We start from the raw sequence: 17,367 nt of genomic DNA, 5'->3' as shown, positions 1-17,367 counted from the left end.
AGACACATAGATTTCCGCTCCGCTTAGCGGAACCGCACTTCGCGCGCCCAGCGGTCGAGCAGGGCCTTCTTCTGCTCCTTCGTAAACATTTGAGGTGCGGTGAAGAGGACTAGATTCTTGCCCGCAAACGACTTGCTCGCAAGTGTCGCGGGATTCGTCGGGATGAAGAAGCAGCCCTTGCTCTGCAGCGCAAGCTGCGCTTCATCCGTGAGCAGCCAGTCGGCAAACGCCTTCGCATCAGCCGCCTCGTTTGGCGGCGCGTTCAGAAGCAGCCCCGTCCCCGTCACGATCGCCGCCGTGCCATCTGCCGGATAGATGACGCGAAGCGGATAGCCGTCGTGAATGTAGCGAAGGGTCTCGCTCTCGACGGCGATCGCGATGTCGACCTCCCCCATGCCAGCCTGACGGACAGGGTTCGCGAGATACCTTGCGTACTGGACGACGCGCGGATGAATCGCGCGGCATATATCGAACGTCACCGCATCGCCGTACTGCGCGATCATCGAATAGAGCAGATTGGCCGAAGCATCCGCCGCCATGAAGTCCGTGATGCCGACGCGCGCGTCCGACTTCGCGAGCGTCTGCCACGAGTCGGGGATGCTGCGCTGCGTCTTGAGATAGTCACGGCTCACGCAGAATACGATGGGGTCGTACCAAACGCCCGTCCAATACCCGTCATGCTGGCGCAGATCGTCGGCGATCATATCGTTCGTCTCGGAGAGATACGGCACGAGGTATCCTTTCGACGCCGCCTGCGTGAGCGTCTCGCTGTCCGTGAGCACGAGCGCAGCGACGCCCTCCCCCGCATTCTCTGCCTGTTCCTTCATGCGGGAGAGCACGTCGTCTTTTGAGACGGGCACGAAATGGACCCGCACGCCAGTCGCGCGCTCGTAATCCGCTGACAGGATCGATGCGGTTTCCGGTGGCAGTGTCGTGAGCGCCGTGATTTCCTGCCTTGCCTGCTTTTCGCCCTTTCCGCCTGCACCGGCAAGATACGCCGCACCTGCAAGCACGAGGAGAAAAAGTATGAACGCCGTCAATAAGAGTGGCGTATATCGTTTCATGCTTGGACCCTCTTTCGATTGACCCATTTTCCTCATTATAGCGGACATCGCGCATTTCAACAAGGAATATCCTGCCATTTTACAGTAAAAAGCAAGCTGCGCATATCGTGCAGCTTGCTCCCTTGCTTTTCCTGGTCCAAGAATCCGCTTATTCCGTGAGCTGGGCGTGCTTAAGCTCCGTGCCAAAGACGAGATGGTCGAGAAGCTCGATAAGCTGGTTGATCTCCGGCTTTGCGATCTGCCCCGAAGCGCCGAGTTCCTTGCCCTTGCGGCGCATTTCTGGGTTGATGAGCGATGAGAAGAGTACGAGAGGCACTTCCTTCAGGCGCTCGTCTTCGCGTACGAGCTTCAGCAGGCGATGCCCGTCCATCTTCGGCATCTCGACATCGGAAACGATGACGCCGACCTGGTTCTCGATCGGGCCATTCTTCTTCGCAAGTTCGCAAAGATACTCCCAAGCGTCCTGCCCGTTGCCGAAGTCACGTATGAAACGATAGCCTGAATCGTGGAGTGTCGAGACGAGAAGCTCGCGCAGGAGCGGCGAGTCCTCGGCGACGACGACGTGCGCGCGGCCCCGTTTGTCCTTGACGTCCTCCGTCGCATCATCCACCGTGCTGAGCTTCTGATTGATCTCCGGATTGATCTCCGCGATGATCGTCTCAAAATCCAGCAGCAGGACGATGCGGTCCTTCATCTTGATGATGCCGACGACGCGCGACTGATCGCCGACCTCCGGCGCCGGCTCCATCTCCTTCCACGAAATGCGGTGAATGCGCGAAACCGTCTCGACGAGGAAACCGATGTTGTAGTTGTTGATCTCCGTCACGATGATGTTGCGCGGCGTGCCCGCCGTCTGCGCGTTCAGGCAGCGCGGGAGATTGACGAGCGGTATCGCTTTGCCGCGAAGCGTGAAGAGCCCATCGATGTACGGATGCGCCTGCGGCATTGCCGTTACGGGCACGCGCGTGATGACCTCACGGACTTTTGCGACGTTGATGCCGTAGTTTACATTGCCGATGTTAAACTCTACAATCTCGAATTCATTTGTGCCTGTTTCCAGCAGAATACCTTTCTGCTCGTTCTTGGATTCTGCTTTTTTTTCTGCCATTCCATTCGCCCCCATGATGATTGATCGGCGGCCGCCTTTGCGGCTCCTTGATTCATTTCATGCCCGGTGAAACAATACATCTTATTTTTTTAATTCGCTTTTGCAGGGAAAACTCCTTCTATTTCCATGAGAAAATTATTGTGTTTTCACTTCTTTCAAATACGTCCAACCCTCGCGCTCCTCGATGCGCCCTTCCTTGATGAGATGCCCGAGTGCGCGCTTGAACGCCGCCTTGCTGATTTGGAACTTGTCGCGGACGACTTCGGGCGTCGTCGCGTCGCTGTAGGGCATCTTGCCCTCTCGCTCGTGCAGGAAGGCGAGGATGCGCTCCGCGTCGGTGATGCGTGCCACTTCCTTTGCCGCGCGGAGCGAGGCATTGAGCCTGCCGTCCCTGCGGACATACGTCACGCGCACGGTTACCACCGCGCCGATGCGCGGCCGATCCGCCATCTCCTTATTCGCGATGAAGACGATGTAGCGTTCTTCGGAAAAGAGGAATGCGCCTTTGTCCGTATAGTTGTAGATCGCGCCCGTGAGACGATCGCCTACCTTGACGCCCTCCGCCCTCTTCGAGGCGCGGCGCATCTCGTCTTCGACCTCCATCGTCACGGCGAGGCGTCCCGACTTGTCGGTGTAGAGCTTCGCCCAAACGACTTCGCCGACCTGGGGCCTGCCGCGCATGCCCGCATACGGCATGAAGATGCCGCGCTCCGCGCCGACGTCGAGGAACGCGCCGTCTTTCGCGACGTTGATGACCGGAAGCCGCGCGATCTGCCCTTCCTTCATCTTCGGCGTGTGCATGCTCGCCGTCAGGCGATGCTTCGGATCGAGGTAGAGGAATACTTCGACCATGTCGCCCACCGCGACGGGATGCGTCTGCTGCGCATGGTGCAGCAGGATATCGTCGCTTGTATTTCCGGTCTCTGCATCGAGGAACGCCCCCATCTCGCCAAGGCGGACAACGCGCAGGCATGCGACGGTGCTCGGCCCGTACTTGTGCCTGCGCAGCACGCGCTCTCTTGTGCGCTCTTTCCCATCGTACATATTCATATTGTCAATCCTCATACGGCGTGAGCGCCGCATCCCCCCAAAGATTTTCGAGTGCGTAGTATTCACGCGCATCCTGCATGAAGACGTGCGCGATGACGTCGCCGTAGTCCATGAGGACCCACTCGCCTTCGCGGTAGCCCTCCCTGCGAAGGAATGCCTTGCCCTTCTTCGCGAGTTCCTCCTCGATGTTGTCGGCGATGGCGCGTACCTGCGTCGCCGTATTCGCCGAGCAGACGACGAAGTAGTCCGTCGAGCTCATGACGCCGTGCATGTCCATCTGCACGATGTCACGCGCCTTCTTCGCGCTCGCCGCCGCGCAGATCGCCTGCGCCATTTCCTGTTCTGTCATGAAAAATCCTCCTGAAATCCATAGCTTGTGTGCAGCAGCTTCATTCTGTCCCTAGCGCACTCGCATCGAGTACGAAAAGTTCATCCATTTTTTTCTCAATCCCGCTGTCGTCCGGCATCCAAATGCTCGCATCGCCATGCGCAGGCGAACCGGGCAGCATGAGGCTCTGCGGCTCATCCGCCGCGAGCGCGCGCACAACGTGCGCGAGATGTGCCGAGTCGAATATCTCCGCACTCGTATCGACGCGGTCGCGCAGGATCTCGGCGATCGCAGGCAGCTTCGGAATGGTGCGCACCTGCAGGAGCCTGCGGTAGAGCGCGCGAACGAATTTCTGCTGGCGCTGCACGCGGCCGACTTCCCCGAGCTCGGGGCTGCGGTAACGGAGATACTGCTGCGCCTGCTCGCCTGAAAGATGCTGGTATCCCTGCTCCAGATGGATCGCCGTGCCGTCCTCCGGATCGTCGTAGTTCATGTCGCTCTCGACGTAGAGGTCGATGCCGCCCAAGGCGTCGATGAGGTCGGCAAACGTCTGCATATCGACCGTGACGTACTGGTGAATGGAAACGCCGCCGAGCAGGGTGCGGACGCTCCGCACGACGAGCGGCGCACCGCCCAGGGCGTAGAGATCGCGGATCTTGCCGTGTCCGCCCTGCTCCGTCGGGTACGTCACCCACGTATTGCGCGGGATCGTGATGAAGCGGACCCTGCCCGTCGCATTCTCCATGCTGAGGAAAAGCACCGTGTCGGCATGCGTTCCCGTTGGCTCCCCTTCCTCCGACGCCCCCGCATCAAGCCCGAGGACGAGCACGTTCGTATAGCCGTCGAACGCGGGGCTGATCTCGCCGCGCCGCGCCTTTTGCCGCTCTGTGTAAGCGGCGTACATCGTTTGGCAGTCATGGTACAGTTCCGTGCCCCAGCTATAGGCCGCATAGCCGACGAAGAGCAGCCCCGCCATGAGCGCCGCAGCGAGCACGAGCAGAAAGAGGCAGCCGAAAAACCGCCTGCGCCTTCGCCTTGCGATGATGCGCTTTTTCCTTAGAATGTTTTGTTTCGTTGTATTGACATGCGCGCGCGGCGCTTCGTCCCAGCCTTCATCCCATTCCGACATATCACGTGCTTCCTTTCAAAAGGAGCGCGTTGCGTGCCGCTACCGTCACCGGATGGATGAGATGTCCTTCGCGCACGACGAAGAGGATCGTCTGCGTGAGCCCTTCGAGCACCATCGCATCGAGGCTCGCCTCGCGCGAGAGGCGGCGCAGCCTCTCGACCTCGGGGTAAGCTCGTCCCGGCTCGATCATATCGGCGAACCAAATCACCTTGTCTAGATCCGTCATATCTTCTGCGCCGACGCTGTGGCGCCAAATCGCCTGCTCGATCGCCGCATCCTTGATGCCGTACACTTCGCGCACGCGCCGTGCGCCGATGTAGGCGTGCAGGAGGATCGGCATCGCCCGTTCGACGTCCGAGACGGGGATGCCCCGCCGCTCCGCTTCATGGATGAGCGCGCTGTCCTCATACTCGCGCCCGCAATCGTGGAGGAGTCCCGCGATGCGCGCCTTCTCCTCGTCGACGCCGAACCTACGTGCGAGAAAGACTGCCGTCTCGGCAACGCCGAGCGAGTGCGTGAAGCGCTTCGGCTTCAGCCGCTTTTTAAGCGCTTCTTTCATTTCGTCATACGTCATCTTTGTGCGCACGGTACAGCCCTTCCTTTCGTATGTAAGCATCGACGGCTTCCGGGACGAGATAGCGTATCGGCTTGCCCTCGCGCACGCGCGCGCGCAGGTCGGTCGAGGAAAGGGCAAAGGCAGGAACGTCAAGGCAGTGGATCCGAGTCTCGGCGAGCACGCCGAAGTCGCGTATGAGCGCCGCGTGATCCGGTGGCTCGCCGGGGCGCGTCGTGCCGACGAAGTGGCACGCGGCGAGGAGTTCCTTCGGATGGTACCACGTATGAAGCTCGTTGATGGAGTCCATGCCCGTGATGAAGTAGAGTTCCTGTTCCCTTCCGTACATTTCGTGAAGCTCCTGCACCGTGAGCAGCGAGTACGATGGTCCCTTGCGTTCCATCTCCACAGCCGAGACGAAGAAATGCGGGTTCGCCGCCGTCGCGAGCTGAACCATCATAAAGCGGTGCCGCGCATCCGTGATCGATCGTCCCTGTTTGTGCGGCGGATTCGCTGCGGGGATGAACAGCACGCGCGAGAGCGCGAACGCCACGCGCGCTTCCTCCGCGATCGCAAGGTGTGCGATGTGGATGGGGTCAAACGTGCCGCCCATAATGCCGATTCGCCCTGCCGTCATGCCTACACTCCCATCTCATGCAAGATCCATATCGCGGCTGCCGCCGTGAGCGCCGCGAAAAATGCCGCCCGCGCCCAGTCGCGCACATCGCGGCCGCCCTTTGGCGACGCGAGGTACTGCCGGATCGTCCGAACGTAGCCGAAGAGCATTCGCCGCTTCATGCGCGAATCTGCCCTTCGCCGTAAATCAGGTACTTCGTGCTCGTGAGTGCCGCGAGTCCCATCGGGCCGCGTGCGTGAAGTTTCTGCGTGCTGATGCCGATCTCCGCACCGAAGCCGAATTCGTGTCCGTCCGTGAAGCGCGTCGAAGCGTTGACGTAGACTGCCGCCGCATCGACCTCGCGCTGAAAACGATGCGCACGTTCGAGGTCGCGCGTCACGATCGCCTCGGAATGTCCCGTGCCATAGCGATGGATATGCGCAATCGCATCATCCATCGTATCGACCACGCGCACGGAAAGGATGAGGTCGCCGTACTCTGTCGCCCAGTCCTCCTCCGTTGCCGCCTCCATCGAGGGACAGATCGCGCGCGCGCGTTCGCAGCCGCGCAGCGTGACGCCCGCGCGCTCCATCTCCGCCGTCACCTTTGGCAAGAAGGATGCTGCGATATTTGCGTGCACGAGCAGCGTCTCCATCGCATTGCAGACGCTGCAGCGGCTCGCCTTTGCATTGACGGCGATCGCCGTCGCCATACCTTCGTCTGCCGTCTCGTCGACGAATGTATGGCAGACGCCCGTGCCCGTCTCGATGACGGGCACGCGGCTATGCGCGACGATATGCGCGATGAGCCCTGCGCCGCCGCGCGGAATGACGACGTCGATCATGCCGCGCAGACCGAGCATCGCGTCGACGGCAGCGCGGTCGCGCGTCTCGATGAGCTGGATTGCGCCTTCAGGCACACCGGCAGCGTACGCCGCATGCGCCAGGACAGAGGCGATCACACGGTTCGAGCCGAGCGCGTCCGAGCCGCCGCGCAGAATGACGGCGTTCCCCGACTTGAGGCAAAGCCCTGCGGCATCGGACGTCACATTGGGGCGCGCCTCATAGATGATCGCGACGACGCCGAGCGGCACGCGCACGCGCCGGATCTCAAGCCCGTTGGGGCGCACGGTCTCATAATCGCCGCCCGCGACGGGATCGGGAAGGCGCGACGCCTCGCGAAGCCCCTCCGCCATCGACTCGATGCGCGTCGCGTCGAGCGCGAGCCGGTCGAGATATGCGGGGCGAGCGCCCGCTGCGCGCGCCGCCTTGAGATCCGATGCATTCGCCTTTCGGATCACTTCCGTATGCGCGGTGAGCGCATCCGCCATCGCGCGGAGCGCTGCGTCCTTTGCCGCGCTCGAAAGGCATGCGAGCGCGCGCGAAGCACATTTTGCCGCTTCTGCCTGCGCACGGACGCGCGCCTGAACTTCTGATCCCATTTCTGCCTCCCCTCTTTTCGTGTTTGATTCATTATACCATGCGCACGAGATTGTCGCGATGGATGATTTCCGCACGGTGCGCGCCTTCGACGAGCGCATCGAACTCCTCTGTCCGATGCCCGATGAGACGCGTGAGATCCGATGCGCCGTAGTTCGTGATGCCGCGCGCGATCTCGCGTCCCTTCGCATCGAGAACGCGAAGTGCCGAGCCTGCCGCGAAGTCGCCCGCGACGGCGCTAATGCCTGCCGCGAGCACGCTCGCCCCGCCTGCAAGCGCTTCGGCACAGCCTGCATCGACGGTGATCTCGCCCGCGAGCCGCTTGCCGAATGCAATCCAGCTCTTGCGGACGCGCAGATGCGCTTCCCGTGCCGGGAATATCGTGCCGACCGTCTCCCCTGCGAGCACGCGGCGAATGACTCCCTCCTCGCGCCCTGAGGCAATGACCATCGTGACGCCCGCACGCATCGCGACACGCGCCGCCTCAAGCTTCGTGACCATGCCGCCCGTGCCGCGCTCCGAGCCCGCTCCGTCTGCAAGCTTCTCGATTTCCGGCGTGAGCTGGTCGATCTCGTGGATGAGCTCCGCCTCCGCATGCGTTGCGGGATTCGCCGTGTAGAGGCCCTCGATGTCCGACAGGATGAGGAGCGCATCGGCGTCGACGAGCGTCGCGATGATGGCGGAGAGATTGTCGTTGTCGCCGATCTTGATCTCGTCGACCGATACGGCATCGTTCTCGTTGATGACGGGGATCGCGCCCATCGAGAGGAGCGAGAGGAGCGCGTTGCGCGAATGGCTGTACTGATTATGCTGCGCCGCATTCTCTTTCGTGAGCAGGATCTGTCCCATCGTCACGCCGTACTCTGCAAAGAATTTCTCGTAGATATGCATGAGGACGCCTTGGCCGATCGCAGCGATCGCCTGCTTCTTTGGAATCGCCGCAGGCTTTTCCTTGAGTCCGAGCCTGCCCATCCCCGCCGCAATCGCGCCCGACGAGACGAGCACGAGTTCCTTGCCCGCGTTCATGAGATCGGCGAGCTCGCGCACGAGCAAGTCGATCCGGCGCAGGTTGAGCCCGCCCGCGCCGTGCGTGAGCGTGCTCGTGCCAACTTTGACGACGATACGGTTTGCCTCTTTCAGGCGCTCTCTTGCCTTCATGCCTTGCTCCTTCGCCTATGCCCTGCATTTCACCTTTCCCGCCCACCCTACGGCAGCTCGATCTTCGGCTTGTCGAAATTGCGGCGAAAGAGGAGTCCGTTGCGCCCGATGATCTGGACGAGGTTCACATCCGCACGCTCGGCGAGCATCGTGATCGCATCCTTCGGCGGCATCATGCAGTTCTGCAATACGCGCACCTTGATGAGCTCGCGCTTTTGGAGCTGCTCGACGGCTGCCTGCACGACGGTCGGCATCACGCCATCCTTGCCGATCTGCAGGGACGGCTCCGTCGTCATGCCGAGCGAGCGCAGGAAACGCTTCTGTTTGCCCGTGAGTGAATTTCGTATCAAATTGGTTCCTCCTATTCGGAATCGTCGGTTATTCGCGGTACTCGAACTCCATCGCGCCGATACGGACGGTCTGTCCTTCCTTGATGCCGCGTTCGATAAGCTTGGCATCGATTCCCTTGATGCGCCAAATGTACTGGAAGCGGCGCACGGCTTCGTCGTTGCTGAAGTTCGTCATTCGGACGAGTTTTTCGAGTGCCTTTCCGCTCACGATGAAGTCGCCTGCATCGTTTCGCGAGATCGTCACGTGATCGGGATCCTCCTCCATCGGCTCGTATCCCTTTTCGCCCATTTCTGTCTCCGGCTCCTCGACATAGTCCTCCAGCCATTCGCCGACGTAGGCGATGAGCTCCTTGATGCCCTCGCGCGTCGCGGCGGAAATCGGGAAGAACTTCAGTCCCTCCCGCGCAGCGAGTTCCTTCAGGCGCGGCAGGTTTTCCTGCGCCTCGGGCAGGTCGATCTTGTTCGCGACGAGAACCTGCGTGCGCCGTGCGATCTTCTCGCTGTACTTCTTCAGCTCGACGTTGATCTTCGCGTAATCCTCGACGGGATCACGCCCTTCGATGCCAGCCGCGTCGACGATATGGAGGATGAGCTTCGTGCGCTCGACGTGGCGCAGGAAATCATGCCCAAGCCCGACGCCGTCCGCCGCGCCCTCGATGAGGCCGGGGATATCCGCCATGACGAAGCTCTTCTCGTAGTCCGTCCTGACGACGCCGAGCACGGGCGTGATCGTCGTGAAGGGATAATCAGCGATCTCGGGGCGTGCGGCGCTGCAGCTCGCGACAAGACTCGATTTTCCGACACTCGGATAGCCGACGAGGCCGACGTCCGCCAGGAGCTTCAGCTCCAGGATGAGGTTTCTTGCCTCGCCCGGCTCGCCGAATTCGGCGAACGTCGGCGCGCGGTTCGCCGCATTCGCAAACTTCGCGTTGCCGCGCCCGCCTCGCCCGCCTTTCGCGACGACAGCCATCTGCCCGATCTCCGTGAGATCGGCGATTTGCTCGCCCGTCTTCTCATCCTTTATTATCGTTCCGGGCGGCACTTTGATGAAGCATGTCTCGGCGTTCTTTCCGTACTGGTTCTTGATATCGCCGTTCCCACCATTTTTCGCCTGAAACTTGCGATGGTAGCGGAAGTCCAAGAGCGTGTTCCGATTCGAATCGACGATGCATACGACATCGCCGCCACGCCCGCCGTCACCGCCCGCAGGGCCGCCCTTCGGCACGAACTTCTCACGGCGGAATGCGGACTTGCCATGCCCGCCGTCGCCCGCTTTGACGATGACGCGCGTCCTGTCGATGAATTGCATAGTGGCTCCTTTCGAGCTTTTGGTGCCAACGGACGCCGTACTGGCCCATACGACAAAAACCGACGCCGCCGCGCCGGTCCTTCCGTAGCAACAACGCAGCCTAACGCTGTTTTCCCTATATTTCTTCTAGATAGAAGAAAAACCTGCACTCCAAAAGGAAGGAGCGCAGGCATTTTATGCATTACATAGCCTCTTCTGCCGTGTAAACACTGATCTGACGACGGTAGCGACCCTTGCGCTCAAACGCGACCTTGCCTGCCACCTTCGCAAAAAGCGTGTCGTCCTTGCCGATGCCAACGTTGTGCCCTGGATGAAAGTGCGTGCCGCGCTGGCGGACGAGGATGCTGCCTGCCGTCACGACCGTGCCGGCATGCTCCTTGACCCCGAGGCGCTTCGCCTCGCTGTCACGACCGTTTCGCGTGGAGCTGACGCCCTTCTTATGTGCAAAAAGCTGCAAATCAAACTGGAACATGTATCTCACCTCCGCTTTTTTCCTTTACGCAGACGGCTTCGGGATGGATCCTCTCGATCGCACGGATTCCCAGCAGCATCGTCTGCAAAACGGCTTCTGTCTCTGTATCGGGTGCGTCCTTCAGGCACATCATGAGCTTTCCGCTCGCGACTTTGTATGAAACCTCGCGATGCAGGTACTCGCCGATTCCTAAAAGGGCGGTCTGCGCGAGTGCCGAAACGCCCGCGCAGACGATATCCTCTCCATGCGCCGCCGTGCCACTGTGGCCCTCGACCTGGTAGCCCGATACCTTTCCGTCTGCCTCTCTCGTCACCGTGACCCGTATCATGGATCAGGCTTCGATCTTTTCAATGACAACCTTCGTGAACGGCTGGCGATGCCCCTGTCGTTTGCGGTAGTTCGACTTCGCCTTGTACTTGAAGATGCGGATCTTCTTCGCCTTGCCCTGTTCCTCGACTTTCGCCGTGACTTTTGCGCCTGCGACGCTCGGTTTTCCGACCTTGACCGCTTCGCCGTCAACGACCGTCAGGACCTCGTCAAAGACGACCTGCTCACCCTCGCTTGCTGCGAGCTTCTCGACGCGGATGACATCACCCTCAGCGACCTTGTACTGCTTGCCGCCCGTCTTGATAATTGCGTACATTCATTACACCTCCCTGGATTCGTACTCGCCGGCTTCGGCGCGGCTTTCGCCGCCTTATGGCTCGCGCCGCCTCGCCGTGCGGTTGGGGAAAGGCGCAATACGTGCGCCTACGGATACCTATCGTATCATAGCGTCCTGCCTTTGTCAAGAACGCAGGAAGAGATTGATGATGAAAGCGATGCTCACGAGCCACATGATGAGGCTGACTTCCCTCGCCTTGCCGCCGAGCGTCTTGACGATGGAGTAGCTGATGAAGCCGAACGCGAAGCCGTTCGCGATGCTCGACGTGAGCGGCATCATGATGATCGTGAGGAAGGCGGGCAGTCCGTCCGTGAAATCCTGGAACTCGATCTTGCCGACCTCGCTCATCATGAGCGCGCCGACGAGCACGAGCGAGGGCGCCGTAGCAAAGCCCGGCACGAGGCCGATGAGCGGAGCAAAGAGCAGGGAGACGATAAAGAGGATCGCGACTGTCACGGCCGTGAGCCCCGTCTTGCCGCCCGCTGCGATGCCCGCGGCGCTCTCGATGTAGCTCGTGACCGTCGATGTGCCGAAGACGGAGCTTATGATCGTGCCGCACGCATCCGTCGTGAGTGCACGGTCGAGATTTTCGATCTCGCCGTTTGATTTCACCATCTTCGCTTTCGACGTGAGACCGATAAGCGTGCCCATATTATCGAAGAGCTCGACGACGGTGAACGTGAAGATGATCGAGAAGATGCCGTAGTCCCATGCGCCAGCGATATCAAGCTTCGCAAACGTCTCGCCCATATGCGGCAGCGATGTGCTGATGATGTCCGCGACGCCGTGCGGCGCTGCCGATATGCCGAACGCCATCGAGAGGATCGTCGTCACGATGATGCCGAGCAGGATGGCGCCCTGCACGCCGCGCGCCATGAGCCCCGCCGTGAAGACGAGCCCGAAGAGCGCGAGTGCCGTCGTCGGCTGCGTCACATGGCCGAGCGTGATGAAGGTCGCCGGATCGCTGATGATCAGCCCCGTTCCCTTGAGCCCGACGAATGCGATAAAAAGGCCGATGCCGACGCCGATCGCACGGCGCAGGTTCGTCGGCACGGCGCCGATGATCGCTTGGCGGATATGGCTGATCGTCAGGATGAGAAAGAAAATGCCGGAGAAGAACACGGCGCCGAGCGCGACCGTCCAGTGAAGTCCGAGGACGCCGCAGACGTAGTAAGCGAAGAACGCATTGAGCCCCATGCCCGGCGCCATGGCGACCGGATAGTTCGCGAACACGCCCATGACCATCGTCGAAAGCGCTGCGATCCAGATCGTCGAGGCGATCGCCGCTTCCTTCGGAATGCCCGCATCCGCCAGGATATTCGGGTTGACGAACATGATGTAGGCGAGTGCGATAAAGGTTGTGAAGCCTGCGATGACCTCCGTGCGGACCGTCGTGTTTTTTTCGCGCAGCTTGAATAATCGGCTGAGGACGCCATGCTCTTCCGTCTGTGCCTGCATAAAAGATCCCTCCTTGAATCCAATGTGCCGTGAAGTGATTTCCAAGGCACGGTCAAAACAAAAAGAACTGTCTCCTTCGGAGACAGTTCTTTTTTTGTGAAGCGAGCCTTACTTCAGCTCAACCTTAGCGCCAGCCTCTTCGAGCTTCGCCTTGAGTGCCTCAGCGTCAGCCTTGGGGGCATTCTCCTTGATCGGAGCCGGAGCGCCGTCAACGAGTGCCTTTGCTTCCTTAAGCCCAAGGCCCGTAGCCTCACGGACAGCCTTGATGACGTTGATTTTCTTATCGCCAACAGCCGTGAGAACGACCGTGAACTCGGTCTTCTCTTCGCCGCCTGCAGCAGCAGCAGCGCCGCCTGCAGCAGCAACCGCGACCGGAGCAGCAGCGCTGACGCCGAACTTCTCCTCCATAGCCTTGACGAGCTCGGACAGCTCGAGGACAGTCATGCCTTCAATGGCTTCCATGATTTCTTCTTTCGTCATTGTCTTTTCCTCCAATAATTTGAATTCGATTTTCTTCTTATGCGATTCGCTTATGCGGACGCCTTCTGCTCGCGGATTGCCTCAAGCACATAGACGGCCTTGCGGATAACGCCCTGCAGGACACCAACCGTGTTGGAAATCGGCGCATTCATGCTGCCAAGCATCTTGGCGATGAGTTCCTCGCGGGACGGAAGTTCGGCGAGCGCCTTGACTTCCTTGACGCCCACGACCTGCCCTTCGATGGCACCGACCTTGACGGTCAGGAGCTCCGACTCATCGAGCTTGTTCTTCTTGATGAAGCCGCAGATGACCTTCGCGGGAGCGACCGCATCCTCTGCCGAGAATGCGAACGCCGTCGTGCCCGCAAGGTGCTCGTCGATCTCGTTCATGCCCGCTGCATCCGCTGCGAGGTGCATCATCGTATTCTTGACGACGTGGTACGAAACGCCGGCAGCGCGGAGCTCGCGGCGCAGTTCCGTGTCCTGTGCAACCGTAAGGCCCTTGTAGCTCGTGAGGACAACGCCCTTCGCGGACTTGAGCTGTTCGGTGAGCTCCGCGACAACGGCCTTCTTTTCTGGACTGATCTTGCTCATTCTTACACCTCCCATCGCTGTAAATTTCAAAGCAAATAAGAAAACCTCCGGCTGTACGCCGGAGATCACAATTTCAAAGTCGTGGCTCCGGCCTCGGCAGGCGGTACGACGTACCGTTAGATGAGTGACTCAAACCTGCTGTCTGCAGCCTTCGTATGATGATAGAGGATCGCTCCTCCCTTGAACGCGCTTCTTAGATCTGGATCGGCACGCCCGGTCCCATCGTTGCGCTGACCGTGATGGAGCGCATGTACTGACCTTTTGCCGCCGACGGCTTGACGCGGTTCAATGTATCAATCAGGGCTTGGAAGTTCTGCTGAAGCTTCTCAGCATCGAACGACGCCTTGCCAATCGGGCAGTGCACATTGCCCGCCTTGTCCGTGCGGTATTCGACTTTACCTGCTTTAATCTCGGAGATCGCCTTCGTGAGATCCATCGTGACTGTCCCCAGCTTCGGGTTCGGCATGAGGCCGCGGGGTCCGAGGACCTTGCCGAGACGGCCGACCGTCCCCATCATGTCCGGCGTAGCGACTGCGACATCAAAGTCGAGCCAGCCGCCCTGGATCTTCTGGACGATTTCATCGGAGCCGACGAAGTCTGCACCTGCAGCTTCCGCCTCCTTGACCTTCTCGCCTTTTGCAAAGACGAGGACGCGCTTCGACTTGCCCGTGCCATGCGGCAGGACCATCGCACCGCGAACCTGCTGGTCCGCGTACTTCGGATCGACGCCGAGCCGGACGTGAAGCTCGATCGTTTCATCGAATTTCTTCGTCGCCGTCTTCTTGACGAGATCCATTGCCTCAGCAGGCGTATAGAGCTTGCCCGCTTCGACGAGCTTGGCAGCTTCCTGATATTTCTTGCCAGTCTTAGACATTTCCATGTTCTCCTTTTCGTGGTTCAAACGGTATTGCCTCCCACCGGAGGAAGGGCAGCATCATCGAATCAATCGACGATCTCGATGCCCATGCTGCGTGCCGTGCCCTCGATCATGCGGGTAGCGGCTTCGATATCGGCAGCATTGAGGTCGGCCATCTTGCTCTGTGCGATTTCCTGTGCCTTTGCGCGAGGGAGCTTTGCGACCTTCGTCTTGTTCGGCTCGCCCGAAGCCTTATCGATGCCGGCGGCCTTCTTCAGAAGGACCGCTGCCGGCGGGGTCTTCGTGATGAACGTGAAGGAACGATCCTCAAAAACCGTAATGACGACCGGGATGATCAGCCCAGCCTGCTGCTTCGTTCGCTCATTGAATTCCTTGCAGAAGCCCATGATGTTGACGCCGGCCTGGCCGAGTGCAGGTCCGACCGGGGGAGCCGGATTCGCCTTGCCAGCCGCGACCTGAAGCTTCACGATCTTAGAAACTTTCTTTGCCATTGATTTCACCTCCTAATAAGGATATCCATCGCCTAAGTCAGATCCTCTCGACCTCACGGAAACCCATCTCCACGGGCGTTCCATCGACGATGACCTTGAGACGCGCTTTCTCCGTATCGATTTCGGAGATGGTGCCTTCGTAGTTTTCAAACACGCCCGCCTTGATGCGGACTGCGTCGCCGACCGCGACTTCGGGCGCCGCCTTCTCTCTTTCCGTGATGCCGCCCTGCAAAATGCGCTGCGCTTCGGCAGGCGTAAGCGGGATCGGGTGTTTTTCCGAGCCGACAAACCCCGTTACGCCCGTCGTGTTGCGCACAACGTACCACGAGCGTTCATCGACGACCATGTCGACGAGCACGTAGCCCGGAAACACCTTGCGCGGAACGACCTTTTCGTGTCCATCCTTGATCTCGACCTCATCCTCCATCGGGACGACGACGCCAAAGATCATGTCTTCCATATTCGCCGTATGGATGAGGCGCTCAAGATTCGCCTTGACTTTGTTCTCATAGCCCGAATAGGTATGAATCACGTACCATGCCCTGCCCGGATTGTCCTTATGCAGATCGAGTTCTTCTTTGTCCGCCACTTTTCCTCACCCAGCTTACCGCAAAATGATGTTGAACACTCTCGCGAAGATCGTATCGCAAATCCAAATCAAGACACAGACGACAACGACTGCGATGCCGACGACGCCCGTATAGGTGAAAAGTTCCCGTCTCGTGGACCAAGACACCTTTTTCATCTCTGCGACGACTTCGTCGAGAAACTTCTTCACCGCCATCTCACATCTCCATTCGCCCCAAAAGAACCCGAATCACTTCGTTTCCTTATGTACCGTGTGCTTCTTGCAGAACTTGCAGTACTTATTGAACTCCAGGCGATCCGGATCGTTCTTCTTATTCTTGTTGGTGCGGTAGTTGCGGCTATGGCACTCCGTGCACTCCAACGTAATATTGTTGCGCATCTCGTTAACACCCCTTACGCTCGAAATTTAGATCCATTGCATAATGTCACCTATACAATCTAGCATAAACGTCCATGCCTGTCAACCAACATTTTTCGTTTTGGCAAGCCGCTCATGCCGCCTACACGAATAGAACATTTCATAGAGAAAATCACGCATGGGAGAGTGCCTTGAACGCCTCCAGCTTCTTCATCGCCGCGCCGGAAGCGACCACGTCGCGCGCAGCTCGGATGCCGTCCGCAATGCTTTCCGCCTTGCCGCCGACATAGATCGCCGCGCCTGCGTTCAAGAGAACGATGTCCGTCTTTGCGCCCGTACCGCCCGAGAGGATCGCGCGCGTCACAGCCGCGTTTTCTTCCGGCGTGCCGCCCTCGATGTCCTTCTTCGTGCAGCGCGCAAGGCCGTATTCCTCCGGCGTGACCTCGTAGCGGCGGAACCAACCGTCCTTGAACTCGCAGACGGCAGTCGGCGCGGAAAGCGAGAGCTCGTCGAGGCAATCCTTGCCGTAGACGACCATGCCGCGCTTCACGCCAAGCGAGAGGAGCACCTGTGCGAGCGGTTCGAGAAGGTACTCGTCGTAGACGCCGAGCACCATGCGCGTCGGATGCGCGGGATTCGTGAGCGGGCCAAGTATATTGAAGACCGTGCGGATGCCAAGCTCGCGGCGGACCTGCCCGACGTGCTTCATCGACGCGTGGTACTTCTGTGCGAAGAGGAAGCATAGCCCGATCTCTTCAAGCTCGCGCACCGCCTTCTCCGGCGGCTGATCGAGATTGACGCCGAGCGCTTCGAGACAGTCCGCCGCGCCCGACTTCGAGGATGCCGCACGATTGCCATGCTTGGCGACCTTGACGCCTGCCGCCGCAATAATCATCGAAGCCGTCGTCGAAATGTTGATGCTGCACGAGTGATCGCCGCCCGTTCCGACGATATCGAGAACGTCCATCGTGTGAGCGACGGCGCGTGCATGGTCGCGCATCGCCTTGGCAGAGCCCGCAATCTCTTGGATCGTCTCCGCCTTCGCACTCTTCGCCGAAAGCGCCGCGAGATACGCCGCGTTCTGCACCTGTGTCGTCTCGCCGTTCATGATCTCATTCATGACCGCGTACGCTTCCTCGTAGGAAAGGTCTCCCTTTCCTACGACCTTGACGATTGCCTCTTTGATCATACTGCGTCCTCCCTCGTAATGCGCGTAAACGAAAAGCCCCTAAAAAGGGGCTGCAGTCACGATGGTGGCGGCACAGAGATTTGAACTCCGGAC

24 protein-coding genes are annotated in these 17,367 nt (G+C 59.8%); all 24 read right to left on the bottom strand.

Annotation, left to right across the window (positions count from 1 at the left end; translation table 11 throughout):
* Nucleotides 1–23: 23 nt before the first annotated feature.
* The 24 genes from HMPREF1985_RS01295 to trpD all read right to left on the bottom strand — a co-directional run bounded on the left by HMPREF1985_RS01295 (nucleotide 24) and on the right by trpD (nucleotide 17,274).
* Nucleotides 24–1,064 (bottom strand): ABC transporter substrate-binding protein, encoded by a 1,041-nt coding sequence (locus HMPREF1985_RS01295; protein ID WP_040636665.1) that lies wholly within the window; start codon nucleotides 1,062–1,064, stop codon nucleotides 24–26.
* Between the two features lie 148 nt (nucleotides 1,065–1,212).
* A complete protein-coding gene (locus HMPREF1985_RS01290; RefSeq protein ID WP_040636663.1) occupies nucleotides 1,213–2,172 on the bottom strand; it encodes a chemotaxis protein in 960 nt (319 codons plus the stop codon).
* A gap of 135 nt (nucleotides 2,173–2,307) precedes the next feature.
* The gene (locus HMPREF1985_RS01285) at nucleotides 2,308–3,216 is read right to left on the bottom strand and encodes a CvfB family protein (protein ID WP_040636747.1); all 909 of its coding nucleotides are present in this window, start codon (nucleotides 3,214–3,216) and stop codon (nucleotides 2,308–2,310) included.
* 10 nt (nucleotides 3,217–3,226) lie between these two features.
* Complete coding sequence (gene rsfS, locus HMPREF1985_RS01280; protein ID WP_021770609.1) at nucleotides 3,227–3,571, bottom strand: ribosome silencing factor; 345 nt, start codon at nucleotides 3,569–3,571, stop codon at nucleotides 3,227–3,229.
* Between the two features lie 40 nt (nucleotides 3,572–3,611).
* On the bottom strand, nucleotides 3,612–4,679 hold the full coding sequence (locus HMPREF1985_RS01275; protein WP_021770608.1) for an LCP family protein: 1,068 nt from the start codon (nucleotides 4,677–4,679) through the stop codon (nucleotides 3,612–3,614).
* Between the two features lies 1 nt (nucleotide 4,680).
* On the bottom strand, nucleotides 4,681–5,253 hold the full coding sequence (gene yqeK, locus HMPREF1985_RS01270) for a bis(5'-nucleosyl)-tetraphosphatase (symmetrical) YqeK (protein ID WP_021770607.1): 573 nt from the start codon (nucleotides 5,251–5,253) through the stop codon (nucleotides 4,681–4,683).
* Complete coding sequence (nadD, locus tag HMPREF1985_RS01265) at nucleotides 5,243–5,869, bottom strand: nicotinate-nucleotide adenylyltransferase (protein WP_021770606.1); 627 nt, start codon at nucleotides 5,867–5,869, stop codon at nucleotides 5,243–5,245. Before nadD ends, yqeK begins: the two co-directional genes overlap by 11 nt.
* 2 nt (nucleotides 5,870–5,871) lie before the next feature.
* Entirely contained in the window at nucleotides 5,872–6,030 is a 159-nt protein-coding gene (locus tag HMPREF1985_RS11400; RefSeq protein ID WP_021770605.1) for a hypothetical protein, read from the bottom strand.
* A complete protein-coding gene (locus HMPREF1985_RS01260) occupies nucleotides 6,027–7,289 on the bottom strand; it encodes a glutamate-5-semialdehyde dehydrogenase (protein WP_021770604.1) in 1,263 nt (420 codons plus the stop codon). Before HMPREF1985_RS01260 ends, HMPREF1985_RS11400 begins: the two co-directional genes overlap by 4 nt.
* Nucleotides 7,290–7,320: 31 nt before the next feature.
* A complete protein-coding gene (proB, locus tag HMPREF1985_RS01255) occupies nucleotides 7,321–8,445 on the bottom strand; it encodes a glutamate 5-kinase (RefSeq protein ID WP_021770603.1) in 1,125 nt (374 codons plus the stop codon).
* A gap of 47 nt (nucleotides 8,446–8,492) precedes the next feature.
* Nucleotides 8,493–8,795, bottom strand: a complete 303-nt coding sequence (locus tag HMPREF1985_RS01250) for a YhbY family RNA-binding protein (protein ID WP_040636661.1) — start codon at nucleotides 8,793–8,795, stop codon at nucleotides 8,493–8,495.
* A gap of 28 nt (nucleotides 8,796–8,823) precedes the next feature.
* Entirely contained in the window at nucleotides 8,824–10,104 is a 1,281-nt protein-coding gene (gene obgE, locus HMPREF1985_RS01245; protein WP_021770601.1) for a GTPase ObgE, read from the bottom strand.
* Between the two features lie 181 nt (nucleotides 10,105–10,285).
* A complete protein-coding gene (gene rpmA / locus HMPREF1985_RS01240; RefSeq protein WP_021770599.1) occupies nucleotides 10,286–10,576 on the bottom strand; it encodes a 50S ribosomal protein L27 in 291 nt (96 codons plus the stop codon).
* On the bottom strand, nucleotides 10,563–10,904 hold the full coding sequence (locus tag HMPREF1985_RS01235; RefSeq protein ID WP_021770598.1) for a ribosomal-processing cysteine protease Prp: 342 nt from the start codon (nucleotides 10,902–10,904) through the stop codon (nucleotides 10,563–10,565). Before HMPREF1985_RS01235 ends, rpmA begins: the two co-directional genes overlap by 14 nt.
* Nucleotides 10,905–10,907: 3 nt before the next feature.
* Nucleotides 10,908–11,219, bottom strand: coding sequence for a 50S ribosomal protein L21 (gene rplU, locus HMPREF1985_RS01230; protein ID WP_021770597.1), 312 nt, complete (start codon nucleotides 11,217–11,219; stop codon nucleotides 10,908–10,910).
* A gap of 144 nt (nucleotides 11,220–11,363) precedes the next feature.
* The gene (locus HMPREF1985_RS01225; RefSeq protein ID WP_021770596.1) at nucleotides 11,364–12,698 is read right to left on the bottom strand and encodes an NCS2 family permease; all 1,335 of its coding nucleotides are present in this window, start codon (nucleotides 12,696–12,698) and stop codon (nucleotides 11,364–11,366) included.
* Nucleotides 12,699–12,806: 108 nt separating this feature from the next.
* On the bottom strand, nucleotides 12,807–13,178 hold the full coding sequence (rplL, locus tag HMPREF1985_RS01220; protein ID WP_021770595.1) for a 50S ribosomal protein L7/L12: 372 nt from the start codon (nucleotides 13,176–13,178) through the stop codon (nucleotides 12,807–12,809).
* 50 nt (nucleotides 13,179–13,228) lie between these two features.
* On the bottom strand, nucleotides 13,229–13,771 hold the full coding sequence (gene rplJ, locus HMPREF1985_RS01215) for a 50S ribosomal protein L10 (RefSeq protein WP_369758546.1): 543 nt from the start codon (nucleotides 13,769–13,771) through the stop codon (nucleotides 13,229–13,231).
* 193 nt (nucleotides 13,772–13,964) lie between these two features.
* Entirely contained in the window at nucleotides 13,965–14,645 is a 681-nt protein-coding gene (gene rplA / locus HMPREF1985_RS01210) for a 50S ribosomal protein L1 (RefSeq protein ID WP_040636745.1), read from the bottom strand.
* A 68-nt stretch (nucleotides 14,646–14,713) separates the two neighbouring features.
* Nucleotides 14,714–15,139: a 50S ribosomal protein L11 gene (gene rplK / locus HMPREF1985_RS01205; protein ID WP_021770592.1), complete on the bottom strand. Its 426-nt coding sequence runs from the start codon at nucleotides 15,137–15,139 to the stop codon at nucleotides 14,714–14,716.
* A gap of 37 nt (nucleotides 15,140–15,176) precedes the next feature.
* Nucleotides 15,177–15,728, bottom strand: a complete 552-nt coding sequence (gene nusG, locus HMPREF1985_RS01200) for a transcription termination/antitermination protein NusG (RefSeq protein WP_021770591.1) — start codon at nucleotides 15,726–15,728, stop codon at nucleotides 15,177–15,179.
* Between the two features lie 15 nt (nucleotides 15,729–15,743).
* Entirely contained in the window at nucleotides 15,744–15,923 is a 180-nt protein-coding gene (gene secE, locus HMPREF1985_RS01195; RefSeq protein ID WP_021770590.1) for a preprotein translocase subunit SecE, read from the bottom strand.
* 33 nt (nucleotides 15,924–15,956) lie between these two features.
* Nucleotides 15,957–16,106, bottom strand: a complete 150-nt coding sequence (rpmG, locus tag HMPREF1985_RS01190; protein ID WP_021770589.1) for a 50S ribosomal protein L33 — start codon at nucleotides 16,104–16,106, stop codon at nucleotides 15,957–15,959.
* Nucleotides 16,107–16,257: 151 nt separating this feature from the next.
* On the bottom strand, nucleotides 16,258–17,274 hold the full coding sequence (gene trpD / locus HMPREF1985_RS01185) for an anthranilate phosphoribosyltransferase (RefSeq protein ID WP_021770588.1): 1,017 nt from the start codon (nucleotides 17,272–17,274) through the stop codon (nucleotides 16,258–16,260).
* Between the last annotated feature and the right edge of the window lie 93 nt (nucleotides 17,275–17,367).

This window comes from Mitsuokella sp. oral taxon 131 str. W9106, from assembly GCF_000469545.1.
Classification (GTDB): Bacteria; Bacillota; Negativicutes; order Selenomonadales; family Selenomonadaceae; genus AWVT01.
Note: the sequence above shows the minus strand (reverse complement) of the source record. Positions and strands in the feature narration are given on the sequence as shown.

Bases quoted from the DNA above. Each gene is read 5' to 3' on its own strand.
- HMPREF1985_RS01225 (WP_021770596.1), bottom strand. From the start codon at position 12,698: ATGCAGGCACAGACGGAAGAGCATGGCGTCCTCAGCCGATTATTCAAG.
- nadD (WP_021770606.1), bottom strand. From the start codon at position 5,869: ATGACGGCAGGGCGAATCGGCATTATGGGCGGCACGTTTGACCCCATC.
- rplA (WP_040636745.1), bottom strand. From the start codon at position 14,645: ATGTCTAAGACTGGCAAGAAATATCAGGAAGCTGCCAAGCTCGTCGAA.
- rsfS (WP_021770609.1), bottom strand. From the start codon at position 3,571: ATGACAGAACAGGAAATGGCGCAGGCGATCTGCGCGGCGGCGAGCGCG.
- rplU (WP_021770597.1), bottom strand. From the start codon at position 11,219: ATGTACGCAATTATCAAGACGGGCGGCAAGCAGTACAAGGTCGCTGAG.
- HMPREF1985_RS01295 (WP_040636665.1), bottom strand. From the start codon at position 1,064: ATGAAACGATATACGCCACTCTTATTGACGGCGTTCATACTTTTTCTC.
- trpD (WP_021770588.1), bottom strand. From the start codon at position 17,274: ATGATCAAAGAGGCAATCGTCAAGGTCGTAGGAAAGGGAGACCTTTCC.
- rplJ (WP_369758546.1), bottom strand. From the start codon at position 13,771: ATGAGCAAGATCAGTCCAGAAAAGAAGGCCGTTGTCGCGGAGCTCACC.
- HMPREF1985_RS01275 (WP_021770608.1), bottom strand. From the start codon at position 4,679: ATGTCGGAATGGGATGAAGGCTGGGACGAAGCGCCGCGCGCGCATGTC.
- HMPREF1985_RS01290 (WP_040636663.1), bottom strand. From the start codon at position 2,172: ATGGCAGAAAAAAAAGCAGAATCCAAGAACGAGCAGAAAGGTATTCTG.
- HMPREF1985_RS01285 (WP_040636747.1), bottom strand. From the start codon at position 3,216: ATGTACGATGGGAAAGAGCGCACAAGAGAGCGCGTGCTGCGCAGGCAC.
- HMPREF1985_RS01235 (WP_021770598.1), bottom strand. From the start codon at position 10,904: ATGATACGGGTCACGGTGACGAGAGAGGCAGACGGAAAGGTATCGGGC.
- HMPREF1985_RS11400 (WP_021770605.1), bottom strand. From the start codon at position 6,030: ATGAAGCGGCGAATGCTCTTCGGCTACGTTCGGACGATCCGGCAGTAC.
- rplK (WP_021770592.1), bottom strand. From the start codon at position 15,139: ATGGCAAAGAAAGTTTCTAAGATCGTGAAGCTTCAGGTCGCGGCTGGC.
- rplL (WP_021770595.1), bottom strand. From the start codon at position 13,178: ATGACGAAAGAAGAAATCATGGAAGCCATTGAAGGCATGACTGTCCTC.
- obgE (WP_021770601.1), bottom strand. From the start codon at position 10,104: ATGCAATTCATCGACAGGACGCGCGTCATCGTCAAAGCGGGCGACGGC.
- HMPREF1985_RS01260 (WP_021770604.1), bottom strand. From the start codon at position 7,289: ATGGGATCAGAAGTTCAGGCGCGCGTCCGTGCGCAGGCAGAAGCGGCA.
- secE (WP_021770590.1), bottom strand. From the start codon at position 15,923: ATGGCGGTGAAGAAGTTTCTCGACGAAGTCGTCGCAGAGATGAAAAAG.
- proB (WP_021770603.1), bottom strand. From the start codon at position 8,445: ATGAAGGCAAGAGAGCGCCTGAAAGAGGCAAACCGTATCGTCGTCAAA.
- yqeK (WP_021770607.1), bottom strand. From the start codon at position 5,253: ATGACGTATGACGAAATGAAAGAAGCGCTTAAAAAGCGGCTGAAGCCG.
- rpmA (WP_021770599.1), bottom strand. From the start codon at position 10,576: ATGTTCCAGTTTGATTTGCAGCTTTTTGCACATAAGAAGGGCGTCAGC.
- rpmG (WP_021770589.1), bottom strand. From the start codon at position 16,106: ATGCGCAACAATATTACGTTGGAGTGCACGGAGTGCCATAGCCGCAAC.